The sequence below is a fragment of the Veillonella sp. T14073-2 genome, from assembly GCF_002959875.1.
Classification (GTDB): domain Bacteria; phylum Bacillota; class Negativicutes; order Veillonellales; family Veillonellaceae; genus Veillonella; species Veillonella infantium.
Genome location: NZ_PPDC01000006.1, coordinates 579,637 through 599,361 on the forward strand (window position 1 = coordinate 579,637; position 19,725 = coordinate 599,361).

A 19,725-nucleotide genomic window follows, 5' to 3' on the forward strand; every position below is an offset into this window, starting at 1 on the left:
CCACTACAAGGTAGCTATCCACTCCATTACACTAAATTAAAAAGGTATATATGGAAATAATCACCACACATCCACACAAAACAAAAAGAAAACCGCGTAGCATTTCTGCTACGCGGTTTCTATACCTACGATAGATTATTATGTAACCCATCGGTTGGGAGGCATATTATTTAGTTGTTTTTACAGCTGCTTTTGGAGCTTGTTGTGGTTGTTGTGCAATCACTTTATCAAGAAGTTCACGAATTTCTTTGTTTTGTGCTTGCAAATCAGCCACTTTGTCTTCAAGAACTTTTACAGTTGCAGGAGATGCTTTAGGAGCTGTAGGAGCATTACCAATACCGATTGTTACACCAGCATTTGCCATTACGCTATGGTCACCACCATAAGCTGCACCAGCATGGATTAACAAATCAGGATTTGCATAATGAGCTACACCCAACGCAGTAGATGTTTTACCTTTGTAAGTACCAACAGCGGCCATAATTTGAGCTTTTTGACCTTCATGGTATTCGATAGGTTTCAATGCTGCCAAAGCTGCTGCATTAGCACCTACAACTTTAACATCACGTTCTACGCTGCTAATGCGGCGAGAGTTTTCTGCGATTTGTGCATCATGTTGTACAAGTGTTGCATGATCTTGTAATGCAATGTTAGAAGCTTTCAAGCTATAATTTGCAGCTTCTGCTAATGTACTGATATCTTGAGTATTTTTATTTACTTGTAAGCCCAATACATTAACTTTTTCATTATTTTCTAATGCAATAGCACCAATGTTTTTAGTTAATTTAACGTTTTCATCAACTTTAGTATTTACATTTGCAATTGCTGTTGCATTGTTAGAAATGTCTTCTGTATTTTTGTTTACTTGTAAACCTAATACACTAACTTTTTCATGATTTTCTAGTGCTAGAGTACCAACAGCTTTAGTTAATTGTGCATTTTCATTAACTTGGTTAGCTACTGTAGTTACACGGTTATCTACCTTAGTGATATTTGTAACATTAGTATCTACTTTAGCATTTAGAGTGTTGATGTTTGTAGTATTTGTATTAACTTGGCTAGATACTTTACTAATATTGCTTGTGTTTGCATTAACTTGGTTAGTTACATTTGTAATATTAGTTGTATTTTGGTTAACAACATTATTAATATTAGCAATATTAGTTGTATTAGTATTAACTTGTTTAGATACATCGTTAATAACTTTACTATGTTCATCAACTTTGTTGATTACTTTTTGTACAGTTACATTAGTATTTTGAATTGCTTCAGCATTTTGCTTGATCGCTGCTTTGTTAATATTGATGTTTTCAGTGTTATGTTTGATTGCTTCAGTATTAACAGAAACTTGGCTTTGAACATTTTTAATGCGTTCTTCGTTAGCATTTGCTTTTTGAGTATTAGCATTAACTTGTTCTTTCACTTTGTTTACATCAGCGCTTACATTTTGTAAGTTCTTAATTGCTTCAGTATTTTTGCCAACTTGGTCTTTCAAACCAGATACATCAGTTTTGATATTGTTGATTACAGTATTTTGGTTATTTACTCTTACATCAATATCATTTACCTTACTATCAATATTAGTTACTTTGCTATCGATATTAGTTACTTTATTGTTAATAGTAGTAACTTTGTTATCAATGTTTGTAACTTTAGCATCAATATTCTTCACATCTTTTTTAACGTTAGTAATATTGTTGTTTACAATATTGATTTTTTGATCAACTTTAGCATTGATGTTTGTGATATCAGCTTTAACTACTGTCACATCAGCTTTAATATTGTTTACATTCTTTTCAACGTTAACAACATTAGCTTTGATGTTATTAATATTGGAAGTGTTATTTTGAATGTTTACAGTATTAGCTTGGATGTTACTGTTTTGAGCGTTAATGTTTTGAGTAATATTTTCTACTTTTTGAGCTACATTAACGATTGTAGTATTGCCTTTACCAACTTGACCTTTCAAGGATTCAATAGCTTGAGAGTTAGCATCAACTTTACCAGTTAAGTTATTAATAGCTGTTGTATTAGATTCAATACGACCAGTATTAGCATTTACTTTAGCAGTTACATCTGTGATGTTAGCAGTGTTGCCAGCAACTTGTTTGCTAATGTTTGCAATATCTGTTGCATTGTGAGCAATGTTAGTTGTATTATTTGTAACTTGTTTGCTTACATTAGCAATAGCTGCAGTGTTATTAGCAATATTTCTAGTGTTAGACTCTACTTTATTGTTAATATTAGCAACATTTGCTTTGACGTCAATAATAGACTTGCTATTATTAGCAATTGCATTTGCATTAGCTTCAACTTTAACATTTACTTCATTAACTTTGTTATTAATTGTGTTATTAATTACTGTATTATTTTCAGCAATCTTAGCATCAATATTTTGATCTACTTTGTTAATGATTGTTTTGTTATTTTCGTTGATTGCAGTTTCAATGTTTTTGTTAATAACAGTGTTGTTATTAGTAATTGCAGTGTTGATATCGTTTCTAATTACTGTGTTGTTTGCTTCAATCTTAGCGTTGATTGTGTTTTCAACATTAGTAACTGTTGTACCAACTTGACCTTGTAATTTCTTAATAGCATCTTCATTAGCACTAATGCGTCCAGAGTGATCAACGATATTGCCTTGTAAGTAGTCTAAACGTTCATCATGACGATCTACACGACCTTTAAGGCCATCCAAATCACCTTTAACGCCATCAATCTTAACATTTACATCACCAATCTTAGTATTGATTGTATTGTTGATTTGTTTGTTATTTTCATTGATTTTTACATCGATGTTTTTATCAACTTTGTTAATGATTGTTGTGTTATTAGCAGTAATCTTAGCATCGATATTTTGATCTACTTTGTTAAGAATTGTAGTATTATTAGCTTCAATCTTGTTATTGATAGTAGATTCGATGTTAGTGATAGTAGTACCAACTTTGCCGTTCAATGCTTCGATAGCTTTTGTATTCTTGTCGATAGCAGCTTTGTTATTGCCAATGAATGTACGATTTTCGATAGCAATTGTACCAGCTACATTGATATCTTTTTCATTTTGGTCAACACGTTTAGTAAGACCACCCAAGTCACCTTTAATGCCTTCAACTTTAACATTTACATTGTTGATTGTATTATTAATCGTTTTGTTGTTTTCGTTGATTGCATTTGCAATGTTTTGCTTAATTACAGTGTTATTATTAGTAATTGCAGTATTAATATCTTTTCTAATTACTGTGTTGTTAGCTTCAATCTTAGTATCGATATTTTTATTAATAACTACATTGTTTTCAGTAATTTTGTTATTAATAGTAGTTTCGATATTTTGAACTGTTTTACCAACTTGACCTTTTAAATCATCAATAGCTTTTTTGTTATCGCCAATGAATTTACGGTTTTCCATTGCAATTGTACCAGCTACATTGATATCTTTTTCATTTTGGTTAACACGTTTAGTAAGACCATCCAAATCACCTTTAACACCATCAACTTTAACATTTACGTTGTTAATTGTTGTAGTATTTTTAGCAATATTAGTTGTGTTATTAGTAATATTTGTAGTGTTTTCAGAGATACGTTTGCTATTATCAGCAATTGCCACTACATTAGCTTGAATGTTTGTAGCATTAGTAGCAATGTTAGTAGCATTATTTTCTACTTTACCATTGATATTAGTAATTTGGGTTTTAATATCATTGATTACTGTAGAAGATTTACCTACTTGACCTTTTAATTCATCAATAGCTTTTGCATTAACATTGATATTTGTAGTGTTATTTGCGATGTTTGTAGTGTTTTCAGAGATACGTTTGCTATTGTCAGCAATTGCTGTTACATTCGCTTGGATGTTAGCAGCATTGTTAGCAATATTAGCAGTATTTACTTTAACACTGTCTTCTACTGCTGTAATACGAGTAGAGTTATCTACAATGTTGTCTTGTAAGTAGTCTAATCGTTGATCATGACGATCTACACGGCCTTTCAAGCCTTCTACATCACCTTTAACACCATCAACTTTAACGTTCACTTTGTTAATCGCAGTTGTATTGTTAGCAATGTTAGTAGTGTTAGCATCAACTTTAACGTTTACGTTGTTAATCGCTGTAGTATTTTTAGCAATATTAGTTGTGTTATTAGTAATATTTGTAGTGTTGTTTTCTACTTTACCGTTGATATTAGTAATTTGTTTCTTAATATCGTTGATAACTGTAGAGGATTGACCTACTTGACCTTTTAACTCATCAATAGCTTTAGCATTAATGTTGATATTTTTAGTATTGTTTGCAATAGCAACTTTATTATCGCCAATGAATTGACGGTTTTCCATTGCAATTGTACCAACTACATTAATATCTTTTGCATTAGCTTTAACACCATCTTCAACTACGGAGATACGTGTGGAATGATCATTAATATTATCTTGTAAGTAGTCTAAACGTTGATCATGACGATCTACACGACCTTTAAGGCCATTCAAATCACCTTTAACACCATCAATCTTAACATTTACATCACCAACTTTTTTGTTGATTGTATTGTTAATTTGTGTATTATTTTCGTTGATTTTCACATCAATGTTTTTATCAACTTTGTTAATGATTGTTGTGTTATTAGCATTGATTTTAGCATCAATATTATTATCTACTTTATTGATAATAGTAGTATTGTTAGCTTCAATCTTATTATCGATAGTTTTATTAATTACCGTATTGTTTTCATTGATTTTATTAGTAATTGTATTTTCGATATTTGTGATTTGATTACCAACATGACCTTTTAACTCATCAATAGCTTTTTTGTTAGCACCGATAAGTGTACGGTTTTCAATAGCAATTGTGCCAGCTACATTGATGTCTTTTTCATTTTGAGCTACACGTTTAGTAAGACCATCTAAGTCGCCTTTAACACCATCAATTCTTACATTTACATTGTTGATATTATTATTGATTACTTTATTATTTTCAGTAATCTTAGCATCAATGTTTTGGTCTACTTTATTAATGATGGTTGTATTATTATTATTGATTTTTTTATCAATATTTTGGTTAATAACAGTGTTGTTAGCCTCAATCTTAGTATCGATATTTTTATTAATTACTGTATTATTTTCATTGATTTTATTAGTAATTGTGTTTTCGATATTTGTGATTTGTGTGCCAACATGGCCTTTTAAATCATTAATTGCTTTTTCATTGTTGGAAATACGAGTGGAGTTTGCATCGATGCGTTTGCTATTATCTACAATATTTGTAGTATTAGCTTTCACACTATCCTCAACAACAGAAATACGTGTAGAGTTATCTGCAATATTATCTTGCAAGAAGTCTAAACGTTGATCATGACGATCTACACGACCTTTAAGGCCATCCAAGTCACCTTTAACACCATCAACTTTTACATCAACCTTGTTAATTGCAACTGTGTTTGCTTCAACTTTATTGTTGATATTAGTGATGTTGTTTTTAATATCTTTAATATCTACTTGAACATTACCAATATTTTGACCAACTTTACCTTTCAAATCAGCAATATCTTTAGTATTGATATTAACTTGATTTTGAGTGTTAGCTACATCAGTTTTAATAGTTTTATTGTCTTGTTCAAGCGCCTGGATACGACCTTCATGATCAGCTAAAGCTTTACCATTATAATCAACTTTTGCGCTTACATTATTTACAGTATTATTAATATTTGTAATATCAGTTTTAACGGCATTGATCTTAGTATCAACATCATTGTTTACTTTATTAATAATAGTTGTGTTGTTAGCTTCAATCTTAGAATTAATTGTTTTGTTAACTTCACTAATAATGTTAGTTTTGCTATCGTTGATTTTAACATCTACATTGTTATTAACTTCATTGATGATCTTAGTGTTATTTTCACTAATTTTATTATCAATAGTTGTATTAATATTATTGATTGTTGTGCCAACTTTACCTTTCAAGTCATCAATGGCTTTTTTGTTCTCGTTGATAGCTTTTTTGTTATCACCGATAAGTTTACGGTTTTCCATGATGAAAGTATTATTAGCGTCAATATTTTGTGTGTTATTTTCAACTTTAGTAGTTAAATCAGCAATAGATTTGCTATTATTATTAACATTTACAGTTAAGCTGTTAATAGCCTTTTTATTATCATTAACTTTAACATCTACATTATTGATATTTTGATTGAGTTCATTTTTAACATTAGAAATGTTAGTATTTAACTCATTTTTCGTATTATTGATAGTTGTTTTAATATCATTAATCTTAACATCTACATCTTTGTTCACATTGTTAATAATAGTAGTGTTATTATTTTCAATTTTTTGATCTACTTGATTAAGAATTGTAGTGTTATTGTTTTGTATTTCATTTTTAATATTTTGATTTACTTGATTAATAATATTAGTATTATTAGCTTCAATATGTTTTTTTACACTAGCATCAATGTTAGTATTTACATTATTAACAACATTATTTGTAATATTAGTGATTTTATTATCTATTTTTACATCAATATCGTTGTTAATTTTAGTAAATTTAGCATCAATATTATTGTTAATATTTGTGATGTCTTGCTTAATATTAGTGATTTGAGTGCCAATATGACCTTTTAATCCTTCAATATCTTTGCTATTTTTATCAACTTTAGCGTTGATATTAGTAATATTAGCATTGATTTTATTAATATCAGTTTTTACACTCTCAACCTTATTATTAACAGTATTAATATTAGTAGTATTAATATCTACCTTTTTATTTACAACATTAATGTTATGTGTATTTTTCTTAACATTTTCAACATCAGTAGTTACAACTGTATAGTAGTTATTAATTACGGTATTGCCATTGGAACCGCCTTTTTTAGGGATTTGTTGTTGCTGCTGTTGTTGTGGCACTTGTTGTTGCCATTGTTGCTGTTGTTGCTGTTGTTGTGGCACTTGAGGATGTTGACGTCGCTGTTGCTGTTGTTGCGGCACTTGCTGTTGCTGTTGTTGCTGTTGCTGTTGTTGCTGTTGATCTAATTGTTGTGGATCAACTTGATGTTGATCTTGCATATGACCCCAAGCATTTTGATCAGGTGTTAACCATCTTTGGCTACCAATAAGATCAGCTCTAGCCCAATCCTCAGGGCTGGATGCATTAGCAACACCTCCAGAAAAGCTAGCCGCCAAAATAACGGCTGCTACAATTGTAGTGGCAGATTTTTGGTGAGACTTAGCTAACTCAGACGTTACGACATAAGCGTGCTTAGTTGCACTCCATACAACTTTGAATACCTTATTCATATTAAGTTCCCTCCCAACATTTGTGGCTCTCACCCCACAATGAAGAAATAAATCAAATATTGCACTCTTTTCACTAAATATTCACAATATTTAACATAATACTATCATATATTATTTTAAATTTCCATTAAAAAATTAATAAGTTAAACTTATGCTTCATTTTTTACTCATCAAAAAATAAGGAATCATCAGCATAAATACTGTGTTATTAATAATATTGAATTATGTAAAATGAAAATTTATATTTTAATTTAATTTTATATTTATACTATACTTTTTATTTACTTCTATAAAAACCATGAAAAAAACCTCATCAACGTATACTTTATACATTGATGAGGTTTTTTTTCCTCTATTTATATAGTTTTATACCGATTATTAGAATTTAGATTCAATAGCACCTTGAAGATCGCCTTTTGGCAAGAAGCCAATTTTGCGGTCTACTACTTCGCCATCTTTTAAAATAACGAATGTTGGCAACACTTCAACTTGTAAGTTACGTGCTAATTCAGGTTCTTCATCAGCATTTACTTTTACAAAGTTAGCTTTACCTTCAAGCTCACCTGCGATTTCTTCGATGATTGGCATCATACGTACGCAGTAACCGCACCATGGAGCCCAGAAATCAATAACAGTAACGCCACCTTGATTTACTAAATCTTGATATTCAGCAGTTTTTAATTCTTTTAATTCGCTCATTGTACCCTCCTACGGTAGTTGAACTAATACACAATCTTGAATGACATGCAGGTTTAAAGCATGTGCTTTTTCAACAACAGATGGTTTATCCGCTCCCGGTTGTAACCACACAGTAGGAATGCCAAGTTCTTTACATTCATCTAATGCAGCTAAACCCGCTGCTTCTGGTACAACAAAATCCACAACAGCTGGTACAACAGGAAGTGCAGAAAGACTAGAGTAACATTTATTTCCATCTATTTCTGCAATATTAGGATTAACTGGATATACTTCATATCCGTGATCTTTAAGACATTTATAAATCTTATAGCCGAACTTTTCGGTTTTATGAGTGGCTCCAATAACGGCCCACACTTTTTGATCTAAAGCTTGTTGAATTGTCATTTTGACCACCTCTTATTTACTATTATAACAGGATATCGAATATTGTCAATATAATATATCGAATTTTATAGTTAAAGAATTATATTCTTTTAGCAAATATTTCAGAACTAAAATCAATCTATTATCGCTTAATGACAATTGTTTTTCGTCTTAAACTAGAACACGATAGATCTAAATTCATCAACTCAGAAAGGTTTATTTCTCCATGAGTATATCTGTCTCCATCTATAAGACCACCAGCGACAGCTAATTCCCATAAAATTCTGGATGCAGACCATTGCTGTTCTCGTAGTTCACGGATTGTAATACTCTTTTGACGCTTAGAAAGTCTATTTCCATCTGCATCTACTAAAAGTGGTGCGTGACCATACTTAGGAACTTCTATATGCTTATGGGGATAGCATTGTTGTAATGTATTATATAAATATAATTGCTGCCCGGTTGTATCTAGTAAATCATCACCGCGAATCACTTCAGTTATTCCCATAGCTATATCATCTAATACGACTGCTAAATTATATGCGTACATACCATCACCACGACGTAGTACATAATCATCTAATTCGCATTCTAAATGGATATGTTGAACCCCCTGCCAACGATCAGTAAAATTTAAATCACAAGTATTCACAGCTAGGCGCAAGGATGGCTCTTTAGTATTACGTAAATCTTGTATTTCAAAATCACGTAAATGCCTACATTTACCATCATAACGATGAACCACTTCTCCTGCATGAGGCGCTGATGCAATGGATTGCAACCTCGCTCTATTACAGAAACAAGGATAAATTAGTTTTTCTAATGCTAGATATTCTAGTATGTCTGAATAATATGTTTGTCTTTCACTTTGCCAATAAGATACCTCAGGTCCACCTACACGAGGCCCTTCATCCCATTCAAAGCCCAGCCATTCTAAATCATCTAGTAAAGCTTCACCTAATTCTCGTTTTGACCGTTGCAGGTCTATATCCTCCATCCGTACAACATATTTTCCTTTTTGTTGGCGTGTGGAGATATATGATAAAAGTGCTATCCACACATTACCAAGATGAATATATCCTGTTGGACTAGGCGCAAATCTACCTTTCATGAGAACTCTCCTATAGCAGAAAACAAGTGGCATATTCATTATGAATATGCCACTTATCCATCCAAAGATATGTCAAACTAAAAATTAAAGCAATATCATTTATAGATATGAAATTATTTATCCTAAAGAAACAATGTTATCAAAAACATTACCAGCATCTTTAATTTTTTGTTCGTTACCCATTGTGCAAATATGATTATCATTCAATACAGGTTCTACTACATCTGCTAGTGCAACAATATCTTCTGGCTTACATGCAATCACTTGTTTACGGAACTCTACTTTGTCTTCTAATTTAGCACCACTGAAGTACATCCCCATTGCACGTGGTCCACGCAACGCTGGCGTCATTGGCAAGTCCAAAGAACTCATAGTACCAATAATATATTTACGCATTTCACGATCAGTCAATGTGAAGTCACGAAGGTATTGAGGCAACTCTTTATATACATCTAAAGTTTCTAACAAGTTAGGATCACGATAACTACAGAAAATCATATTGCCATCATCATAGAAATTAGCAAATGCTCCGTAAGCACCACCTTGAACACGAATACGAATCCAAAGGTATTCATAACGTAATATCGTTTCTAATACGCTCATTGGACCAACATGTTTGAAACCATGATCGATAAAATTACCACCTTGAGCTACGTATTGAACCTTACCAGCTGTAACGATACCATCATTGCCGGAAAGACGAGTGATTTGTAACACATCATTACTCAATTCAGTAGTATCCCAAGTCTCAACAAATGGTTTCATTAGGTTTTCAAAAGCTTCTAATTCGCCTTCTTCACCAACAAACATAATATCTACATTATTAGCACGGAAAATTTTACGAGCTACTTCAGCTAATTTTTCTGGTAATAATGGCAAAGCTGCTGGATTAGATGATAATTCACTGATTTTTTGATAGTACCCTAAATTGCCATTATCTCTAAACTTACCAACTGCAGAAACTTGAGCCATAACACGTTGACTCACGATAGAATTACCGCGGCGGAATGCCTCATTATCCCAAATAGCTTTGCTTTCTTGAACAAGCTCAGTTAAACGACTATCATCACTATAATCTGCCTTTTTTACGACTTCATTAATCAAGCGGCATAAATCAGGTAGTTTAGCATGTAATGCTTTTGCACGCACAATCATAAGAGGTGTAAACTCATCGCGCTTACCATCTTTACTGATGGCCGTAATGTCAGAACTCAATCCACCTAAATTCATATTGATATCTTTAGCCAGTGCTTCATAACCGCGCTCAGATGTGTCAACACGACCGAGGATATCACTTAAAATATCGGCGTAGAATAATTCCTCTTCTGTAAGACAGTTCAATTTAAAGTACAAGCCTACATAATTGATACCTTTTGTGAAAGTAGGTACAAAATGTACTGTCGTATTACTAATTTTACTTTCACGGCGTTCTACAGCTTCCATATTAGGATTTAAATCAGATAACTCGAGCAATGGAATAGACGCTAGAGCTTCATCACTATCTGGAGTTTCTTGACGAATTTTAAGGCGTTTTGTTTGTTCTATAATCGAGTCAATCTCCTCTTTTGTCATATTCGCTTTTACAGCAGCTAAATGTTCTTTAACCTCTGCATCTTTGCGCTCTTGAAGGCCACGTTCAGGATAGATAGATACAAGAACCTTATGGTCATTATTCAAGATAGAATGACGAATTAAATCTTCAAAATATGTACCAGCCAAACCTTTGCGAATATTCGCTAACGCCTCTTCATAGTGTAATAACTCTAATGGATCATTATCATATAACCAGTTATCCATCATGCGGATGACATAGGCAAGACCGATTGGACGACCACCAAAGTCGCTTTCACGAAGAGCAAACTCAATGCTATTCAAGGAAGCTTCTAATAATTCTTTATCTAAACCTTTGTCACAAAGATCTTGTAATGTAGATTCTACGATTCGTTGCAAGTCAGCTTGTTTATCTAGATTAGAACCCGTAGCTTGTACAGTCCACATAGGTTGGCGAATGCTATCTAAATAATAGCCACTCACGTCAGATCCGATACCGGCTTTTATCAAAGCTTGTTTAAGAGGCGCCGCTGGAGATGTCAACAAAGCATGTGTTAACACTTCAAAAGCCAAGCTATGTTCAGGTGTTACATCAGTCAATACATAAGCAAAGGAATGCAATGTACGATTATCTGTAGGCTCTTCAGAACCTACACTATACGGATAGCTCACTACTTTACCTTCTGTAAATGGAGCTTGTAGATTTACCTCAGTATGAACCTCAATAGCATCAAAATGACTTAAGTACTCATCATTCAAAAATGCTAACTGCTCTTCAATATTCATATCACCATATAAGAAGATGTAGCTATTAGATGGATGATAGTGGACACGGTAGAACTCTTGGAATTCTTCATATGTTAAATCTGTAATATAATCAGGGTCCCCACCAGAGTCAACACCATAAGTCGTATCTGGGAAAAGCTCGCGCATCATTTGGCGTTCCAATACGGAGTCAGGAGACGAATAAACACCCTTCATCTCATTAAATACAACGCCTTTGTAGGTGAGTTCATCATCTGCATTTTCTAGCTCATAATGCCAACCTTCTTGCATTACGATTTCTGCATCTTCACGAACACGTGGATAGAATACTGCATCAAGATATACGTCCATCAAATTATGGAAGTCTTTATCGTTCTTGCTGGCTACCGGATACATTGTTTTATCCGGATATGTCATAGCATTTAGGAACGTGTTTAAAGAACCTTTTACCAGTTCAACAAAGGGCTCTTTCAATGGGAATTTTCGAGAACCACACAGAACAGAATGCTCCATAATATGTGCCACACCTGTACTATTGTGAGGTGTTGTTCTAAACGCAATATTGAATACTTTATTAGAATCTGGTGAATCAATATAAATTAAACGAGCACCAGACTTTTCATGCTTCATTTCATAAGCGGTACCATTGATCTCATCAATGCGCTCAATGCGGTCAAGGCGAAAGCCAGAATAAACCTTATTTATTTCCATGCTGTCCCTTCTTTCTATATAAATATAATTAATTTCTTCCTAACAATTTATTATAACACATCGACAACTCTATATATAGATGTTAAGAATAATTATCGAAATTCAAAACCCCATAGGCATTACCGCCTATGGGGTTCATTTTATTTATTATGTTGCATTTGCCACTTTTGATTGCGGCGCAAGGTTAATAAGCCTTCTAACACTGCTTGGAATTGTACAAAGCTTAACGTATACGGTGGGTACATATCAGGTACCACCTTATAAGAAATAGTAACTTCGGCCTTATCATAATCGTAGAAAATGCCATGTAAATTACTTACCGTAGTATAACCAGTTTGAGCTTGCTCCAACGTTGGAATAGGCTGATTTTTTAGATTTCCTAGTAGATCGCTAATGAAACCTTCCTTACGACCTTGGTCATTGAGCATTTCATCCATAAAACTACGTAGACTATCCATAAATAGATTAACCTCTTTGGTCTAACAATAAGCCATTGTGAATTACACGAACAGCATCTTTAACGCGGTCTTCAGCAACAAGGCAAGAAATACTAATTTCAGAAGTAGAAATGATTTCAATATTGATGCCCTCTTGGCTCAAAATATCAAACATTTGAGCTGCCACGCCTGGTTGACCTAACATACCTGCACCAATGATAGATACTTTTGCCATTCTTTCGTCAATATTTACAGCTTCAATATCAACAGTTTTTTGTAATTCTGCTAATACTTCACGAGCTAGTACAACATCATCCATAGCTACAGTGAAGATGAGGTCAGTTTTAGGTTCACCTACGGCGCGGATAGATTGAACAATCATATCAACATCCACGTTTTTTGCAGCCAATGCTTTGAACACAGTTGCTGCAACACCTGGTTTATTTTCAACGCCTACAAGGGCTACTTTTGCTGTATTAGTATCATCAGCTACGCCAGTAATTACGTGTTTATTTGCTTCCACAGTATAATCCTCCCGAATAATAGTACCTGTATTGTCACTAAATGTTGAACGTACGTGAATAGGTACACCATAACGGAAACCCATTTCTACGGCTCGAGGTTGCATTACACCTGCACCAAGACGTGCCATCTCAAGCATTTCGCCATATGTTACTTCTTCTAATTTGAAAGCCTCTTTTGCAACGCGAGGGTCTGTAGAGTAAACGCCTTCAACATCTGTGAATATTTCACAAACATCAGCTTTCATGGCGCCTGCCAATGCAACAGCAGTTGTATCAGAACCACCGCGACCTAAAGTAACCATATCACCATATTCAGTAATACCTTGGAAACCTGCAACCACTACAATATTGCCTTCATCCAAAGCTTCAAATACGCGATTTGGATCAACGCCTAAAATACGGCCTTTATTGAATGTATCACTACTTGTAATACCTGCTTGGTCACCTGTTAAGGACATAGCTTTATGACCACGTTCGTTGAAAGCCATCGCCATTAATGCAATCGTTACTTGCTCACCTGTAGATAACAAGCGATCCATTTCACGACCATAAGGCTTAGATGTTACTTCTTTAGCCAATGCTACCAAGTCATCTGTTGTATCACCCATAGCGGATACAACAATAACGATTTTATCGTCTTCTTTCTTCTCACGAAGGACGCGATCAACAATATTAAATATTTTTTCTGGTGTAGCTACGGAACTACCACCAAATTTTTTAACGATTAAGGCCACAATAATCCCTCATTTAACTTATCTACTAAAAATCAATATGCATATACTTTACCACAAACAAATAGCACTGTAAAGGGATACAAGGCAATTTATCCACTGCGCAAAAACAAAACTCTTTCGAGCACGGACACAACTTTAGTATAATTATTTCAGTTATTATTAAGATTTACATACAAAAAGACCAGCCTTATGGCTGGTCTTTATTAGTTGATTAAGTTAATTAAGCAACTGTGATTTCTTTTTCGGATTCCCACAAACCGTGGATGTTGCAGTAAGATACAGCAATCAATTTACCAGATTTGTTCAAGGAAACTGCCAAAGAACCTTCAGAAATTGCATGTACAGGGCCTTCGTTTGCAGTTGCGCCATCACCATGTACGTTGAAGGAAATTTCACCAACTTCGAATGGCAATTGAGTACCTTCAGCTACGAAGTACAATTTGATCCATTCAATATGATGTTCTACAGTGTTAGGATGTGCGATATCTTTACCAACGGACAATGTTACGTGGAAAGTTTCACCTGCTTTTACAGTGTCAACAGTCTCGATAACAGGAACGTGTTTTTCAGTAGCAAAATCGCCGGATTTAATGTAATCATGTACAGCCATAGTTAACCTCCTGGTTAGTGTTATATACATACTTAATGTCAAGAATATTTAGCACCTTGTGCTTATGACTATATTATACATTTTCGATATAGTTTTAGCAAGAACTTTTTCGAAATTTTTAGATTTATTTATATTCAAGCTCTGCGTATTAGAACTCAATCCCTTTAGCAGCCTTAATTCCTTTTTCATAGGCATGTTTTACTACATTCATTTCTGTTACTGTATCAGCTATATCAATGATTTCAGGCTTCGCATAACGCCCCGTTAAAATAACGTGTAAACGCTTAGGTTTATGTTTAAGCATATCTACTACAGAATTTACATCAATAAGTTCATAATTAATGGCATTGTTGATTTCATCCATAATAATAAGATCCCATCGGTCGGAATTTACCTCTTCAACCAGTGTACGCCAAGCCTCTTGAGCTGCCTCTTTGTGACGTGCCAATTCAGCGTCGCTAACCTCATCCCGTTTATAGTAAATAAAGCCTTTACCCATGGAGCGAATTTCTACTTGGTCCCCTAATCTAGCAAGACCTGCTAGTTCGCCATAGCCATTACCACTTTTAATAAATTGTAGTATGAGAACCTTAAAGCCTTGACCAACAGCACGCAATGCAACACCTAAAGCGGCCGTAGTTTTTCCTTTACCATTGCCAGTATTAACTAAAATTAAGCCTCGTTCACTCATATTTAGCTCCTTTTAGCTTTATAGTTAGCACATATATCAACAAAATGTTGTGCACCTTCATCAGAACCAGCAAAGTTCAAATGTAAATACGATGCTAATACATTATCCGTAGCATAGCCGCCATCATAAGATTGAGGTTTTCGGCCTCCTTCTAGGTGGAATGCCCACGGGAAGTCTTCTACTGTGGGTTCCATCGTAGAGAAATGGAACTCATGCCCTCGAAGAGATGTATCTGCAGCACCTAATAAGGTATCTCTCTTAGCTGTAGCCGTAACATACCCTACTTTTTGTAGCTTTTGTTGCATAATGCAATTAGCAGGTACAATACCTACTGTATCGTATACAGCACCCTCAAAATCGTGGATACTTTCACATAAATACATGAGGCCACCACATTCTGCATAAATAGGCATACCTTTTTCATTAGCTTCACGGATAGATTCCTTCATTGACTCGTTACTAGAGAGTTGAAACAAGAACATTTCAGGGAAGCCACCACCAAATACAAGGCCATCTACTTCGGGGATCACTAAATCATTAAGAGGGCTAAAATAAACGAGCTCGGCCCCCTTTTCTTCTAAGGCAGCTAAACTTGCGGGATAGTAGAAAGAGAATGCCTCATCATAGGCAACACCAATTTTAACTCGCTTTTCAACGGATTCAGCATCTACAGCCTCTGGCAACTCAATAGCAGGTGCACTAGACGCAATGTCCCACAATTGATCTAGATTTACCATTTTCTCAACGGCTTCGCGAATCGTGTTGATTGCCTCTGTTGGATCAATCTCAGTAACAGGCGTAAGTCCTAAATGGCGCTCAGGAGAGTGCATACGGTCATCTCGATAAATAGCACCAATAACAGGTACACCTATTTTATCCATGCCTTCACGAACCATACGCTCATGGTTGGCAGAACCTAAGCGGTTCAAGATAACGCCGCCAAAGTTTACCTCTGGATCATAATCACGGAAACCTTTAGCAATAGCTGCCGCACTTTCACCCATCGCCTTGCAATCTATAACAAGCACCACCGGTGCATTCAATTGCTTAGCAATTTGAGCTGTGGAGCTAACGCCTTCTCGACCACCATCATAAAGGCCCATAACACCTTCAATAATAGCAAGGTCTACTCCATGCGCCATAGTAGCAAAGAAAGGATTTAATTTGTGAGGTGGCACGAGCCACGTATCTAAATTATAGCTGTCACGGCCGGATGCAATTTTATGAAAGCCCGGATCAATATAATCCGGGCCTACTTTAAAGGATTGCACCGTACGTCCACCATTTGCATAAGCAGCCAATAAGCCCGCTACGATAGTTGTTTTACCTACACCAGAGTTAGTGCCAGCAATGACAACACGTGGAATATGTACTGTGTTCATAGATATTACCTCGTAATACGACGTGTTTGTTAACGGTCCTTACGTTTTGCAAGGATTGTAGACAAGTAGTTGAGTTTAGTATCTTTTGGCATGTTATCGAGGCCTACGTATACTTGCTCATCCGGCAAACCTACACGGCTAATCATAACCGCATCATCTGCCATATTGTGTTTAAGCAATGTTTCTTGTACTTCATCAAAGTTTTTGTACACTTTCATGATTACTGCATCATCAGCTACGGCTAATACAGCATCGATTTTTTCTTTAGGTGCTGTAGCAGGAACGATAGCTAATACTTCTTCCTTCTCTACGATTGGATAACCAAGGTGGGAACCAATAGCACAGAAAGCAGTAACGCCAGGAATTGTTTCGATTTCATGACCAGTATTTTCAATCAAGCGATATACATACATGTATGTGCTGTAGAACATAGGATCACCCAATGTTAAGAACACAACGCTTTTACCTTGATCTAAGTAGGACAAGATAATGCGTTTTGCTTCTTGCCAGCCTTCCTCTTGTGTAGCATCATCCAATACCATTGGGAATACTACAGGAACGATTTCTGTATGTTCTTGAATGTATGGGGAAGCAATATTAAGTGCTACAGAACCATCTTTCTTTTCTGTTTTAGGTGTGATGATAATATCTGCTTCACCTACGATACGAGCAGCTTTCACAGTCATTAATTCAGAATCGCCAGGGCCTACGCCAATGCCATATAATTTACCTTTCATGGGGTTCTCCTATTCTTATAGTTACATTCTATTTATAATTACAATATCTTTTATTATAACTAATTTATGCAAGATATACAAAACTACTATTTAATATTTGGAATTGTTGGACGATGTGGACTACGTTTGCCATACAAATCATCAATACAATCTTGCACATGTTGACGGAAGATATCTTGTATTGCTTCATATTCACCAAGTGCTCTATGGATTGGTTTAACATCATAACCATAATCGGCAAGTTCATTAATAACGCTATCTTCTTCGTCACCAAAGAGATCGTTTTGTGCATGATCTCCAAGAACTAATAATAATGGGTGCACATAAATTGTATTTGGACGCTTCCCATCAAGCCATTCCCATGGCATAGCTACGTCAGCCACATAAGGAGCATTCTCTAAAACGGCGATACGTACATTTGTGAGGCCATCACGAATCAATTTGAACTGTAAATTACCATACGAGGAGTTGCCGGAGCCTAGGCCACCATGACCAACTAGTAATAAACCGTCGTCCTTAGAAATGTTAAGAGATTTAATGAAACGGTTAATTAAGATTTGGTAATCATCTGGATGGTCTTCTTGCCCTATATAATATACGAGAGGTCTACCTACACGCAATACTTCTAGTTGCCCCTCCCCTTCATGAGCAAGGATATTATTTTTCAATTTATCAAACTCTTCACCGCCAGTGAAGTGAAGTGGTTGTACATACACATGTGTATACCCGTCTTGGATAAGTTTTTCTAACGCCCCTTGTTCAGTAGGCACCTCAATACCGCGTTCACGTAAACGTTTAACGATAATACGAGAAGAAAATGCTAATTCCACAGTATAATCTGGATAGGATTTACGGATATGCTCCACAACGGAATCAATATTATGTTCACGAGCACTGTCAACAGTGGACCCAAAAGCAACAACTAAAATAGCTTGTTTCATGGAAGTCTCCTTATCTAATTAATAATGTATCTTAATCATACCATAGACGACACATTAGGGGCATACCATAGGACGTATAAAATGGATATTATAAATATTTTTCATAGTAAAAGTAAAAATCCTCCTCATTGGATTTCCAACAAGGAGGACTTTTACGTATATAAAGGAGTGTGGAGAGATGTATGTCTAATTATGTAAGAGATCAATCTAAGAAATCATACCTTGTGCTTCCATACGAGAGTTTGTCATAACAGGTTTTACAGATTCACGAGGCATGGGACGCTTCCGATCAGACATGCGGATAGCTTGGCCTAAATGTTTCAAGAATAAATCTTGTACATAAGGGTTTTCACCAAGACCTTCATTCCAAATATCTACATTGTACCCTTCTTCAGCGAGCAATGCATAAATGGAGTCAGAGCGTTCACCGCCAAGGTAGTCCATTAAATGTGTAGAACCAATAAGAGCTAATGGTACTACTAACAAGTCTTTATGACCCATACGATCTAATAATGTAAGTGCTTGTTTAAACGTAGGGAACCCATTTGTAGTAAATACTACTACATTTGGTGCTGCACCGTACATAGCTTTTAATTGTAATGTACTGAACTCTAATTGATTTTGACCATTTGCCATGAGCACTACAGATTTATTAAGTGCTTTTGTATTAACATGACGCACAATGCTTTCCAATGTTGCTTCATAATCGTCAGCATAGTTTTTTACACCTAATGATGTAAGTAACGGTTTACCAATATTTACTTGATTAAAACCATATTCATTGCTATGTAAAAACTTCAATGCTTGTTTACGCATTTGTTGGTAACACTGATCTGCTACTAATGTTACAGGTTGAATGTATACCTCATCAATGCCCTTGCGAGCAAAATCTTGCATAGCCTCTGTGAAAGAAGAAATCTTTTCATCATATTTCTCATTCCACTTCTCTACTAATGCATCAGATAAGAATACACGGCGTACCTCCATATCGCTATACATGGAACGTACTTTTTTCTCTATACTGCCGATGGATTTCTCCACAGCATCTTGATAAATTGATCCAAAGGATGCAATAATTATGCCTTTCATATGTGACCTCCATATTGCTCATACATGATACAACCCTCATAACTGAAAATTGTTATCAACTACTATGTAATAATAGTACAAGATTCACGAATATAAGTCAA

Annotated in this window: 13 protein-coding genes; all 13 read right to left on the bottom strand. The window is 34.9% G+C overall.

Translation table 11 applies throughout. From position 1 onward, the window contains the following. Nucleotides 1–166: 166 nt before the first annotated feature. The 13 genes from VCHSUH04_RS06315 to VCHSUH04_RS06375 all read right to left on the bottom strand — a co-directional run bounded on the left by VCHSUH04_RS06315 (nt 167) and on the right by VCHSUH04_RS06375 (nt 19,624). Nucleotides 167–7,279, bottom strand: coding sequence for an ESPR-type extended signal peptide-containing protein (locus tag VCHSUH04_RS06315; protein ID WP_199176435.1), 7,113 nt, complete (start codon nt 7,277–7,279; stop codon nt 167–169). A 378-nt stretch (nt 7,280–7,657) separates the two neighbouring features. After that, the gene (trxA, locus tag VCHSUH04_RS06320; protein WP_005386226.1) at nt 7,658–7,978 is read right to left on the bottom strand and encodes a thioredoxin; all 321 of its coding nucleotides are present in this window, start codon (nt 7,976–7,978) and stop codon (nt 7,658–7,660) included. Nucleotides 7,979–7,987: 9 nt separating this feature from the next. Continuing rightward, nucleotides 7,988–8,362 carry a CoA-binding protein gene (locus VCHSUH04_RS06325; protein ID WP_105085821.1) on the bottom strand — a complete coding sequence of 125 codons (375 nt, stop codon included), beginning with the start codon at nt 8,360–8,362 and terminating at the stop codon, nt 7,988–7,990. A gap of 121 nt (nt 8,363–8,483) precedes the next feature. Next, entirely contained in the window at nt 8,484–9,452 is a 969-nt protein-coding gene (gene gluQRS / locus VCHSUH04_RS06330; RefSeq protein ID WP_105085822.1) for a tRNA glutamyl-Q(34) synthetase GluQRS, read from the bottom strand. A gap of 117 nt (nt 9,453–9,569) precedes the next feature. Then, a complete protein-coding gene (locus VCHSUH04_RS06335; protein ID WP_105085823.1) occupies nt 9,570–12,479 on the bottom strand; it encodes an insulinase family protein in 2,910 nt (969 codons plus the stop codon). Nucleotides 12,480–12,619: 140 nt separating this feature from the next. Further along, nucleotides 12,620–12,937, bottom strand: a complete 318-nt coding sequence (locus VCHSUH04_RS06340) for a hypothetical protein (protein WP_005386222.1) — start codon at nt 12,935–12,937, stop codon at nt 12,620–12,622. 7 nt (nt 12,938–12,944) lie between these two features. Further along, nucleotides 12,945–14,174, bottom strand: coding sequence for an aspartate kinase (locus VCHSUH04_RS06345; protein ID WP_060924195.1), 1,230 nt, complete (start codon nt 14,172–14,174; stop codon nt 12,945–12,947). Between the two features lie 220 nt (nt 14,175–14,394). Further along, the gene (locus VCHSUH04_RS06350) at nt 14,395–14,784 is read right to left on the bottom strand and encodes a class II SORL domain-containing protein (RefSeq protein ID WP_005386220.1); all 390 of its coding nucleotides are present in this window, start codon (nt 14,782–14,784) and stop codon (nt 14,395–14,397) included. Between the two features lie 148 nt (nt 14,785–14,932). Beyond that, the gene (gene cobO, locus VCHSUH04_RS06355; RefSeq protein WP_105085824.1) at nt 14,933–15,475 is read right to left on the bottom strand and encodes a cob(I)yrinic acid a,c-diamide adenosyltransferase; all 543 of its coding nucleotides are present in this window, start codon (nt 15,473–15,475) and stop codon (nt 14,933–14,935) included. A gap of 2 nt (nt 15,476–15,477) precedes the next feature. Next, nucleotides 15,478–16,857 (bottom strand): cobyrinate a,c-diamide synthase, encoded by a 1,380-nt coding sequence (locus VCHSUH04_RS06360; RefSeq protein ID WP_105085825.1) that lies wholly within the window; start codon nt 16,855–16,857, stop codon nt 15,478–15,480. 29 nt (nt 16,858–16,886) lie between these two features. Continuing rightward, complete coding sequence (gene cobI / locus VCHSUH04_RS06365; protein ID WP_105085826.1) at nt 16,887–17,594, bottom strand: precorrin-2 C(20)-methyltransferase; 708 nt, start codon at nt 17,592–17,594, stop codon at nt 16,887–16,889. 86 nt (nt 17,595–17,680) lie between these two features. After that, nucleotides 17,681–18,535: a sirohydrochlorin cobaltochelatase gene (locus VCHSUH04_RS06370; protein ID WP_105085827.1), complete on the bottom strand. Its 855-nt coding sequence runs from the start codon at nt 18,533–18,535 to the stop codon at nt 17,681–17,683. 207 nt (nt 18,536–18,742) lie between these two features. Beyond that, nucleotides 18,743–19,624, bottom strand: coding sequence for a sirohydrochlorin cobaltochelatase (locus VCHSUH04_RS06375; RefSeq protein WP_105085828.1), 882 nt, complete (start codon nt 19,622–19,624; stop codon nt 18,743–18,745). Between the last annotated feature and the right edge of the window lie 101 nt (nt 19,625–19,725).

Excerpts from the sequence above, each read along its gene's own strand:
- trxA (WP_005386226.1), bottom strand. The coding sequence starts at position 7,978 with ATGAGCGAATTAAAAGAATTAAAAACTGCTGAATATCAAGATTTAGTA.
- VCHSUH04_RS06370 (WP_105085827.1), bottom strand. The coding sequence starts at position 18,535 with ATGAAACAAGCTATTTTAGTTGTTGCTTTTGGGTCCACTGTTGACAGT.
- cobI (WP_105085826.1), bottom strand. The coding sequence starts at position 17,594 with ATGAAAGGTAAATTATATGGCATTGGCGTAGGCCCTGGCGATTCTGAA.
- VCHSUH04_RS06360 (WP_105085825.1), bottom strand. The coding sequence starts at position 16,857 with ATGAACACAGTACATATTCCACGTGTTGTCATTGCTGGCACTAACTCT.
- VCHSUH04_RS06325 (WP_105085821.1), bottom strand. The coding sequence starts at position 8,362 with ATGACAATTCAACAAGCTTTAGATCAAAAAGTGTGGGCCGTTATTGGA.
- cobO (WP_105085824.1), bottom strand. The coding sequence starts at position 15,475 with ATGAGTGAACGAGGCTTAATTTTAGTTAATACTGGCAATGGTAAAGGA.
- VCHSUH04_RS06335 (WP_105085823.1), bottom strand. The coding sequence starts at position 12,479 with ATGGAAATAAATAAGGTTTATTCTGGCTTTCGCCTTGACCGCATTGAG.
- gluQRS (WP_105085822.1), bottom strand. The coding sequence starts at position 9,452 with ATGAAAGGTAGATTTGCGCCTAGTCCAACAGGATATATTCATCTTGGT.
- VCHSUH04_RS06375 (WP_105085828.1), bottom strand. The coding sequence starts at position 19,624 with ATGAAAGGCATAATTATTGCATCCTTTGGATCAATTTATCAAGATGCT.
- VCHSUH04_RS06340 (WP_005386222.1), bottom strand. The coding sequence starts at position 12,937 with ATGGATAGTCTACGTAGTTTTATGGATGAAATGCTCAATGACCAAGGT.
- VCHSUH04_RS06350 (WP_005386220.1), bottom strand. The coding sequence starts at position 14,784 with ATGGCTGTACATGATTACATTAAATCCGGCGATTTTGCTACTGAAAAA.
- VCHSUH04_RS06315 (WP_199176435.1), bottom strand. The coding sequence starts at position 7,279 with ATGAATAAGGTATTCAAAGTTGTATGGAGTGCAACTAAGCACGCTTAT.